The 8,967-nt window shown below is 68.7% G+C and carries 6 protein-coding genes; 3 read left to right on the top strand and 3 right to left on the bottom strand.

The features are described 5' to 3' along the window. Positions 1–159 precede the first annotated feature (159 nt). Together ABGA94_RS13445 and ABGA94_RS13440 are read right to left on the bottom strand one after the other, a co-directional pair. On the bottom strand, positions 160–1,767 hold the full coding sequence (locus tag ABGA94_RS13445) for an ATP-binding cassette domain-containing protein (RefSeq protein WP_375367526.1): 1,608 nt from the start codon (positions 1,765–1,767) through the stop codon (positions 160–162). 226 nt (positions 1,768–1,993) lie between these two features. Then, positions 1,994–2,893, bottom strand: a complete 900-nt coding sequence (locus tag ABGA94_RS13440; protein ID WP_375367524.1) for a LysR family transcriptional regulator — start codon at positions 2,891–2,893, stop codon at positions 1,994–1,996. 227 nt (positions 2,894–3,120) lie between these two features. Between ABGA94_RS13440 and ABGA94_RS13435 the strand changes: the two genes are divergently transcribed. Both ABGA94_RS13435 and ABGA94_RS13430 read left to right on the top strand, forming a co-directional pair. Further along, the gene (locus ABGA94_RS13435; RefSeq protein ID WP_375367522.1) at positions 3,121–4,299 is read left to right on the top strand and encodes a serine hydrolase domain-containing protein; all 1,179 of its coding nucleotides are present in this window, start codon (positions 3,121–3,123) and stop codon (positions 4,297–4,299) included. Beyond that, positions 4,296–5,480, top strand: coding sequence for an MFS transporter (locus ABGA94_RS13430; protein WP_375367521.1), 1,185 nt, complete (start codon positions 4,296–4,298; stop codon positions 5,478–5,480). Before ABGA94_RS13435 ends, ABGA94_RS13430 begins: the two co-directional genes overlap by 4 nt. Positions 5,481–5,547: 67 nt before the next feature. On the opposite strand, the gene ABGA94_RS13425 is transcribed toward ABGA94_RS13430, so the two are convergent. Continuing rightward, positions 5,548–7,164 (bottom strand): EAL domain-containing protein, encoded by a 1,617-nt coding sequence (locus tag ABGA94_RS13425; protein ID WP_005415082.1) that lies wholly within the window; start codon positions 7,162–7,164, stop codon positions 5,548–5,550. Positions 7,165–7,392: 228 nt separating this feature from the next. Between ABGA94_RS13425 and cycA the strand changes: the two genes are divergently transcribed. After that, positions 7,393–8,766, top strand: coding sequence for a D-serine/D-alanine/glycine transporter (gene cycA / locus ABGA94_RS13420; protein WP_005415083.1), 1,374 nt, complete (start codon positions 7,393–7,395; stop codon positions 8,764–8,766). Positions 8,767–8,967: the final 201 nt, after the last annotated feature.

Genomic DNA, 8,967 nt, shown 5'->3' with positions numbered 1-8,967 from the left:
GGCCAACGGCCGGCACTACCCGTGGTCGATAGGCCACGCGTGGATGGATGCATGGCGGAGTCGAGCATGGCTCGACTCTACAGTGCGATCCGTTGCGGACAATCCTGTAGAGCCGAGCCGACGCTCGGCTGCTGCAGCAGGTCCACGCTTGGCGTGGATCTACAAGGCATCGCGCCACTGCCAGCCATCGGCGCCTACCTGTAACACCCGCGTCGGTTGCAACGCCTGCAGCAGGTGCCGGTCGTGGCTGACCATCATCAGGGCACCCGGCCATGCCGCCAGCAGTTCTTCCAGTGCCTGCAGTGCGCTCAGGTCCAGTGCGTTGCCGGGCTCGTCCAGCAGCAACAGCTGCGGTGCGGGGTCGGCATACAGCACGCTGGCCAGGGCGCCCTTCACCCGTTCGCCATCGCTGAGGCTATGGGCTGCCCGCTGGATGCGCTGCGCGTCCAGCCCGAGCAGGGCCAGCCGTGTGCGCAGTTCACCCGCATCCGCCACCGGGTTGGCGGCCTGCACGGTGTCGAGAATGCTGCGTTCGCCGGACAATCCCAGCAGCTGCTGGTCGAGCAGCGCCAGTGGTGCATGGCGCTGCACGATGCCGCTGCGTGCAGGCAGCTGGCCGGCCAGCACGCGCAGGAGCGTGGACTTGCCACTGCCATTGTCACCGACCACGGCGATGCGCTGGCCGCGGCGGATCTCCAATTGCAACGGTGCACTGCAGCCCTGCGGCAGCACCAGCGACTCCGCCTGCAGCAGACGTGCGTTGCCGCGTTCACCGTCACCGGCGAACAGCGCCAGCTCCGGCGCGGCGTGAACTGCCGAAGCCGCTGCGCGCAGCTGGTCGGCGCTGGCCCGCAGGCGCTCGGCTTGTACCTGCTGCGCGCGGCCGTGGCTGGCCTCTGCACGCTGTTTCTGCCGGCCAAGCAGGATCGGTGCCTGGTTGGCCTGCTTCGCATCGCGATTGCCACGTGCCTGGCGCTGCTGCTGGCGTTCGTGCTGCTCGCGCGCGCTGCGCTGTTGCTGCCGGTGCTGGGCGCGGGCGTGGTCGAGCTGTGCGGCGACCGCTTCGCGTTCGGCGGCCCGCGCGTCGGCGTAGTGCTGCCACGGCCCGCCATAGCGATGCAGCCCGCGCGCGTCGAGCTCGACGATCTGCTGCATCTGCGCCAGCAGCTCGCGATCATGGCTGATCACCAGCAGGCCGCCGCGCCACTGCTGCAACCGTTCGTACAACTGTTGGCGATGGCGGCCATCGAGGTGGTTGCTGGGTTCGTCCAGGATCAGCCAATCGGCGCCGCTGGCCCAGGCGCCGGACAGCGCCACCTGCATTGCCTGGCCGCCACTGAGACGCGCGGCGGGTTGGGCGGGATCGAGATCGTCGGGCAGGCGGAGCGCCTGCCATTGCTGCTGCAGGCGCTCGCGCAGATCCCAATGGTCGCCGACGCAGGCGAAGTCGGCCTCATCCACGCTGCCGGCTTCGATGCGTTGCAGCGCGGCCAGTTCCGCGCCGACGCCGGCCAGTTCACCGACCGTGCCGGCGGGGGGATAGCCGGGCGTCGGCAACAGGAACACGCGGCGGCTGCTGCGCACCTGCCCGTTCTCTGGCCGCACCCGACCGGCCAGCAGGCGTGCGAGCACGCTCTTGCCGGCGCCATTGGCACCGACCAGACCGGTGGCGACCGGATCGAAGGAAAACGACAGATCGGAAAACAGCGGGCGGCCGTCGGCCAGCCGATACGACACGCGATCGAGCGTGAGGGAATGTGTGGTCATGCGACCTCCATGGATGCCGGGTTCTCCCCTGCGCGCAGGGGCGGGAAGAGTCAGGCCGTCTGTTGGGAAGACGGCGGCATCAATGGCGCATTGGTCGCGAGCCTCTGGGAGGAATGAGCGGCCAGTATAGCGGGGTTGGCTGAATGGTTTGATGGCTCTGCACTACAAGAGCATCCACGCATGGCGTGGATCTACTGTGGGCCGGGCATGGGTGGATTTCTGGCGGCTACGGCACGGTGTCCAGGCGGGCGCCGACGAAGTCGATGAACACCCGCAGCTTCGGCAATACGTGTCGGCCCGACGGCCACAGCAGGTGGAAGGTGCCGCAGGAGTGCACATGATCCTCCAGCACGGTGACCAGGCGGCCGTCGGCCAGCGCATCGCGTACCGAGTGCACCGGCACGAAGGCCAGGCCGGTATCGCGCAGCGCCAGCGCCACCCGCGCCTCGATGGTGTTGGCCACCATGTGCACCGGCAGCTCCTGCGGTGTTTCGTGGTCGGGCCAGTGGATCGGCCACGGCTCCAGCTTGCCGGTGCTGGGGAAGCGGTAGTGCAGCAACGTGTGCTGCAGCAGGTCGGCCGGCGTGCGTGGAACGCCCCGACGCTGCAGGTAGCCCGGCGAGGCGACGACACGCCGCGGGAACACCCCCAGCCGGCGTGCGTTCATCCGCGAGTCGCTGGGTTCGCCAACGCGCAGCACCGCATCGAAACCTTCCTCGATGACATCGACCAGCCGGTCGCTGAAATCCAGGTCGAGGCGGATGTCCGGATACGCGGCCATGAATTCGGCCATCAACGGCAGGGTAAGGTCGCCTACCAGTGGCAGGCTGATCCGCAGCGTGCCGCTCGGTGCAGCGCGCGGTTGCGCCAGTTCGGTGCGCGCGGCATCGCGTTCGTCGAGGATGCGCCGGCAGCGCGCCAGGAACAGCTGGCCCTCGGCGGTGAGGGTGATGCTGCGCGTGCTGCGGTGGAACAGGCGCACGCCCAGTGCGTGCTCCAGCCGCGCAACGCACTTGCCGGCGGCCGATGCGGAGATGCCCTGCAGGCGCCCGGTCTCGACGAAGCTGCGGGTGTCGGCGGCGTGGACGAAGGTCTGCAGGTTGGCGAGGTTGTCCAGGACTGACATGGGCGTACCGGCAATGAAAACGGCAGGGTAGGGGCGGGTGATCGCGGCACGCGGCGCGGCCATCGCAACACTGTGGTGCGGGGCCTCGGGCAGGCCTTGCGGCGTTGCAGTTCCGGGAATGATGCCGATTGCGGACTGCACGGTCCATGATGCCCGGAGCGGCAACCGGCTTTTTGCAGCGCCGCGCGCTGCCTAACGTGGCGGGCCTCTCCCCACGGATCACCATGATGAATGCCGCCCTTTCCCTTGAACCTGCGCCGACGCTGCCTTCGGTGCAGCGGCTGCTGCAGCAGGTCCATCCGTTGCGCCTGGTTGGTGCGGTGGTGCTGGTGCGCGAGCACGGCGTGCTGCGCCATGCCAGCGCGAGCGGGCTGGCCGATCGCGAGTCGGCCAGGCCGATGCAGCGCGATCAGCTGTTCCGGCTGGCATCGGTCAGCAAGCCGTTGCTGGCCACGGTGATCCTGCGCCTGGTGGCTGAAGGCGTGCTCGACCTCGACGCGCCGGTGCAGCGCTGGCTGCCGGACTTCCGCCCGGCGCTGGCCGATGGCAGCACGCCGCCTATCAGCCTGCGCCAGCTGCTCAGCCACAGCAGCGGACTGGGCTATCGCTTCCTGGAGGCGGATGCGGAGGGACCCTACGCGCGCGCTGGCGTCAGCGATGGCATGGACGCCAACCCGTTGACCCTGGCCGAGAACGTGCGCCGCATCGCGCAGGTGCCACTGCTGTTCGCACCGGGCAGCCAGTGGCTTTACTCGTTGGGCGTGGACGTGGCCGGTGCGGTGGCCGAAGCCGCGACCGGTGAAACGCTGCAGGCGCTGTTCCAGCGTCTGCTGGCTGCCCCGTTGCGCCTGCGCGACACCGCGTTCGTTACGCGCGATGCAGAGCGGCTGGCCACGCCGTATGTGAGCGACACGCCGCAACCGCATCGCCTGCAGGAAGGCGAGGTGGTCGCACCTTTCGAGGGAACGCTGGGCATCGAGTTCAGTCCCGCGCGTGCCACCGACGCCAGTCGGTTCGCTTCGGCCGGCGCCGGCCTGGTCGGTACCGCCGATGAGGTGATGGCGGTGCTGGAGGCTTTGCGCGACGTGCAACGCTCCGGCCTGCTGCCGCCCGCGCTGGCGGCAGAGATGGCCAGCCCGCAGGTGGGCGAACAGGGGCCGCCGGAACCGGCCGGCTGGGGCTTCGGGCTGGGCTTTGCGGTACTGCGCGATGCCGCCGCCAGCGGCACACCACAGCGCGAAGGCAGCTGGCGCTGGGGCGGTGCCTACGGGCACAGCTGGTTTGTCGACCCGTCGCGTGGGCTGAGCGTGGTGGCGCTGACCAACACCCTGTACGAAGGGATGGATGGCGTTTTTGTCGATGCACTGCGCGACGCGGTCTATGCCGACCTGGAGACTACGCGATGAGCGGCCATGCCATCGATGCCGCCAGTCCGGCCGGCGAGGCCACGCGCCTGCCGTGGGCGGGCCTGCTTGCCTTGGCCGGTGGCGGCTTCATCACCCTGTTGACCGAGACCCTGCCGGCGGGTGTGCTGCGGCCGATGGGCGAAAGCCTGGGCGTGAGTGATGCGGCGGTCGGCCAGCTGGTGAGCGTGTATGCGCTGGGTTCGGTGATGGCCGCACTGCCGATGACCGCGCTGACCCAGCGCCTGCCACGGCGTCCGCTGCTGCTGGCGGCCATCGCCGGCTTCGTGGTGGTCAATACGCTGACCGCGTTGAGCAGCAGTTACGCGCTGATCCTGGCTGCGCGCTTCCTGGCCGGTGTGAGCGGTGGATTGCTGTGGTCGCTGGTGGCTGGCTACGCCGCACGCATGGTGGTGCCGTCGCTGCAGGGACGGGCCATCGCAGTGGCGATGGTCGGTTCGCCGCTGGCGCTGTCGCTGGGGGTGCCGGCCGGAACGCTGTTTGGCCAGCAGATCGGCTGGCGCTGGGCGTTCGCGTTGATGAGCGTGCTGGGTCTGCTGCTGCTGGCCTACGCGCGCTGGGCGTTGCCTGCGCTGCCGGCCGCTGGGGCCGGGCAACGCACTTCGCTGGCGACCGTGTGGCGCCTGCCCGGTGTACGCAGTGCGCTGCTGGTGATGGCGCTGTACGTGCTGGCGCACAACGTGCTGTACACCTACATCGAGCCGCTGGCCGTCGACGCGGGTGCCGGTGCGTGGCTGGACCGGCTGCTGCTTGCTTTCGGCATGGCGGCGATTGCTGGCATCGCGATGGCTGGCTGGGGCGTGGATCGCTACCTGCATGCGCTGGTGTGGGCGGCGGTGATCGGCTTCATCGTTCCGGTGCTGGCCTTGCTGGTGTGGCCAGGCGTGGCGAGCGCGCTGCTGCTGGCGACGATCCTGTGGGGCGTGGCGTTCGGCGCCGTGCCGACCCTGTTCCAGACCGCCTTGGCACGGCGCGCCGGGGCCGCTGCGGACCTGGCGCAGTCGATGCTGGTGACCGGCTGGAACCTGGCCATTGCGGCCGGCGGCGTGGCAGGCGGGGTGCTGCTGCAGGCCAGCGGCCCACGCCAGCTGGGATGGCTGCCGTTGCTGTTGCTGGCGGTGACCGCCGCGTGGTTGCTGGCACGGCCGAGGGCGTGGGCGTAGCTATTGATCAGTGATGACGCGGTGCCGGCGAGCGGCCGGCACTACCGTGGGCCTTGCTTTTGCCTTGCTAATCCAGCGGTACCTGCTCGATCGGCACGCTGCGCGGGTTCTGCATGTGTTCGCGTGCAGCGCCGTACTGCTGTTGCCGCTTCTGATGGAAGGCGACGAACTCATCGCGCGGCAACGGCCGCGAGAACAGCCAGCCCTGTCCGAATTCCACATGCCGGCTGTGCAGGTAGGCCAGCTGCGCTTCGGTTTCCACGCCCTCGGCCACCACCCACAGGCCCAGCTCCTTGGCCATGTCGATGATGTGCGGCGTGACCGGGCTGGTGGCGCTTTCGGTACCGATCGCATCGATGAATGATTTGTCGATCTTCAGCGCATCCAGTGGCAGCTGCTGCAGGTATTGCAGGCTGGAGAAGCCGACCCCGAAATCGTCGATGGCCACGCTGTGGCCGGCGCGGCGGGCGGCGGCGAGCATGGTGCGCGCGCGGTCCAGATCGAGGAAGCCACGTTCGGTGGCCTCCATCCAGATCTGCTGCGGCAGGATGCCGCTGCCGGCCATGTGCCGGGAGATCATCTTCAGGGCGCGACCGCTGCTGATGTCTTCGGCGGCGAGGTTGATCGCGATGTGCGCGCTGCGGTCGGCGACCAGCAGCTCGCGCATGTCGCGCACCACGTTCTCGATCACCAGGTCGGTGACGTCGGCGATCATGCCGGCCTCTTCGGCCAGTGGAATGAACAGGTCAGGGCGCACCTGGGTGCCATCCGGGCGTTGCCAGCGCACCAGCGCCTCGGCGCCGACGCAGATGCCGGTGTCCAGTTCGATGATCGGCTGGTAATGCAGGTACAGCTCGCGGCGACGGATGGCGGTGGCCAGTTCGCCGCGCAGGGAAAGGCGGCGCCGCGACAGCCAGATCACCAGGCCGGCCCCGGCGGCGGCCAGCAGCAGGCCCGCCGGCACGTACAGCCAGGCCTGTTGGCGGAAGGCGGCGGCAAGCGCGGTGCGCGGTGTAGTGGCGACGGCCAGCCATTCCTCGTTGCGCGCGGTAGCGAACAGCGTGGTGTGGTCCAGGCCTTCGCCCGGGTCGCGCAGCAGTGCCTGCAGCAGGTCCGGATCCAGGCCGGGCTGTTTGGCCAGCAGGCGTCCATCGGGGCTGGCCAGTGCCAGCCGCACATTCGGGTCGGCGATGACATCGACGAAGCGGCGTGGGTCCACCAGAGCGTCGTAGGACCCATACAGGATCGCCAGCACCTGGCGTCGCCCGCTGATTTCCGGGCGCACGTCCACTGCGATGCCGGCGCCGTCGCTGGTGACGTGGTCCGGCCTGGGCTGATCCACATCCGACAGGAACGGCCCCCAGGAGGTGCAGCGCAGCTTGCCTCCTTCGAAGTAGCCCATCTGGTCAATCGATGGGGTGGTCATCACCAGGGTCTGCATGCGCCGGATGTGCTCGGGGCTGCAGGACACGTAGGCACCGGCTTCGGCGGATTTCAGCGCCGCCAGCGCCTCCTGGTAGGACAGGTCGGAGCGGCGCAGGGTGCGATCGGCGATGTCGCGCAGGCGCTGCTGTTCGACGCTGACCGCGCGGTCCCAGGTGGCGTAGGCCATGACCGCGATCGGCACCGCAGCGGCCAGCAGGGCCAGTGCGGTACCGCCGATGATGACGCGCAGGCGGCTCATGGCCGGGGCTCCAGCAGGGCGGGCGGGGCAGGGCGCATGGTCGGGCCGGTCCTTGGGCAGGTGCGGCTATCTGAGCATGGCACCGGGCCGGGCGGAATGGGATCAATACGGTATTCGGTCACATTGTGGTGAAAGCGGCCTGCTTTGACGCAATGGGGCCGTCTGGCGCTGGCGCTCGGCGCCGCGGAGGACTACCGTCGAACGCTTCGCCCGCCCCTTCCCGCGCCCATGACCGAGCCCGCCACGCCCCCCGAGCACCTGCGCCGCAGCCTGTCCAACCGCCACCTGCAACTGATCGCCATCGGCGGTGCCATCGGCACCGGCCTGTTCATGGGCTCGGGCAAGACCATCAGCCTGGCCGGCCCGTCCATCGTCTTCGTCTACCTGATCATCGGCGCGATGCTGTTCTTCGTGATGCGTGCGATGGGCGAGCTGCTGCTGTCCAACCTGCAGTACAAATCCTTCATCGACTTCTCCACCGACCTGCTCGGCCCGTGGGCCGGGTTCTTCTGTGGATGGACCTACTGGTTCTGCTGGATCGTCACCGCGATTGCCGACGTGATCGCGATTGCCGCCTACGCACAGTTCTGGTTCCCCGGGCTTGAGGCCTGGAAACCGGCGCTGGCCTGCGTGATGCTGCTGCTGGCGTTGAACCTGGTGACGGTGAAGCTGTTCGGTGAAATGGAATTCTGGTTCGCGCTGATCAAGATCGTGGCGATCTGTGCGCTGATCATCACCGGCGCCGGGCTGGTGGCGTGGGGCTTCACCTCACCCAGCGGCCACACCGCGTCGCTGTCGAACCTGTGGAATGACGGTGGCATGTTCCCGATGGGCCTGGTCGGCTTCTTCGCCGGGTTCCAGATTGCGGTGTTCGCCTTCGTCGGCATCGAGCTGGTCGGCACCACCGCCGCCGAAACCGCCGATCCCGAGCGCAACCTGCCCAAGGCAATCAACTCGATCCCGGTGCGCATCATCATCTTCTATGTGCTGGCGCTGATCGCGATCATGGCGGTCACCCCGTGGCGCCAGGTGGTGCCGGACAAGAGCCCGTTCGTGCAGCTGTTCGTGCTGGCCGGCATTCCCGCCGCCGCCAGCCTGATCAATTTCGTGGTGCTGACCTCGGCCACGTCCTCGGCCAACAGTGGCATCTTCTCCACCAGCCGCATGCTGTACGGCCTGGCCGAAGAGGGGCACGCCCCGCGCGGGCTGTCGAAGTTGTCACGCGCTGCCGTGCCCGCCCGAGGCCTGCTGTTCTCGTGCCTGTGCCTGCTGGGCGGCACGCTGCTGATCTACCTGATTCCGAACCTGGTGACCGCCTTCACCCTGGTGACGACGCTGGCCACGGTGCTGTTCATCTTCGTCTGGTCGCTGATCCTGGTGGCCTACATGGCCTATCGCCGCCGCTACCCGGAGCGCCACGCTGCCTCGATCTTCAAGATGCCCGGCGGCGTTGCCATGTGCTGGGCCTGCCTGGTGTTCTTCGCCGCCGTGCTGGTGCTGCTGAGCCTGCAGGGCGACACCCGCCAGGCGCTGATCGCCAGCCCAGTGTGGTTCGTGCTGCTGGGCGCGGGGTATTGGGTACGCCGGAGGGCCGCGAAGTGATCCAACGTCTCCGTTCCATCGATTGATCCATCGTCTCCAGAGAGTTTCATCCACGCATGGCGTGGATCTACTGTCAGCCGCAGGAAATCGGCCGCTGCCGTTGCCGTTGAGGTTGCCGGCCAGCGGCCGGCACTACCGCGGGTGCAGGGCGTAGCCCTGCCGGCCCCCCATTCACCCAACATTCGCGGGCGGGGGGGGGGG

Origin of the sequence: Stenotrophomonas sp. 3diitr2024 (assembly GCF_042136455.1) — a bacterium.
Taxonomy (GTDB): Bacteria; Pseudomonadota; Gammaproteobacteria; order Xanthomonadales; family Xanthomonadaceae; genus Stenotrophomonas; species Stenotrophomonas sepilia.
Note: the sequence above shows the minus strand (reverse complement) of the source record. Positions and strands in the feature narration are given on the sequence as shown.

Bases quoted from the DNA above. Each gene is read 5' to 3' on its own strand.
- ABGA94_RS13445 (WP_375367526.1), bottom strand. From the start codon at position 1,767: ATGACCACACATTCCCTCACGCTCGATCGCGTGTCGTATCGGCTGGCC.
- ABGA94_RS13440 (WP_375367524.1), bottom strand. From the start codon at position 2,893: ATGTCAGTCCTGGACAACCTCGCCAACCTGCAGACCTTCGTCCACGCC.
- ABGA94_RS13435 (WP_375367522.1), top strand. From the start codon at position 3,121: ATGAATGCCGCCCTTTCCCTTGAACCTGCGCCGACGCTGCCTTCGGTG.
- ABGA94_RS13430 (WP_375367521.1), top strand. From the start codon at position 4,296: ATGAGCGGCCATGCCATCGATGCCGCCAGTCCGGCCGGCGAGGCCACG.
- ABGA94_RS13425 (WP_005415082.1), bottom strand. From the start codon at position 7,164: ATGAGCCGCCTGCGCGTCATCATCGGCGGTACCGCACTGGCCCTGCTG.
- cycA (WP_005415083.1), top strand. From the start codon at position 7,393: ATGACCGAGCCCGCCACGCCCCCCGAGCACCTGCGCCGCAGCCTGTCC.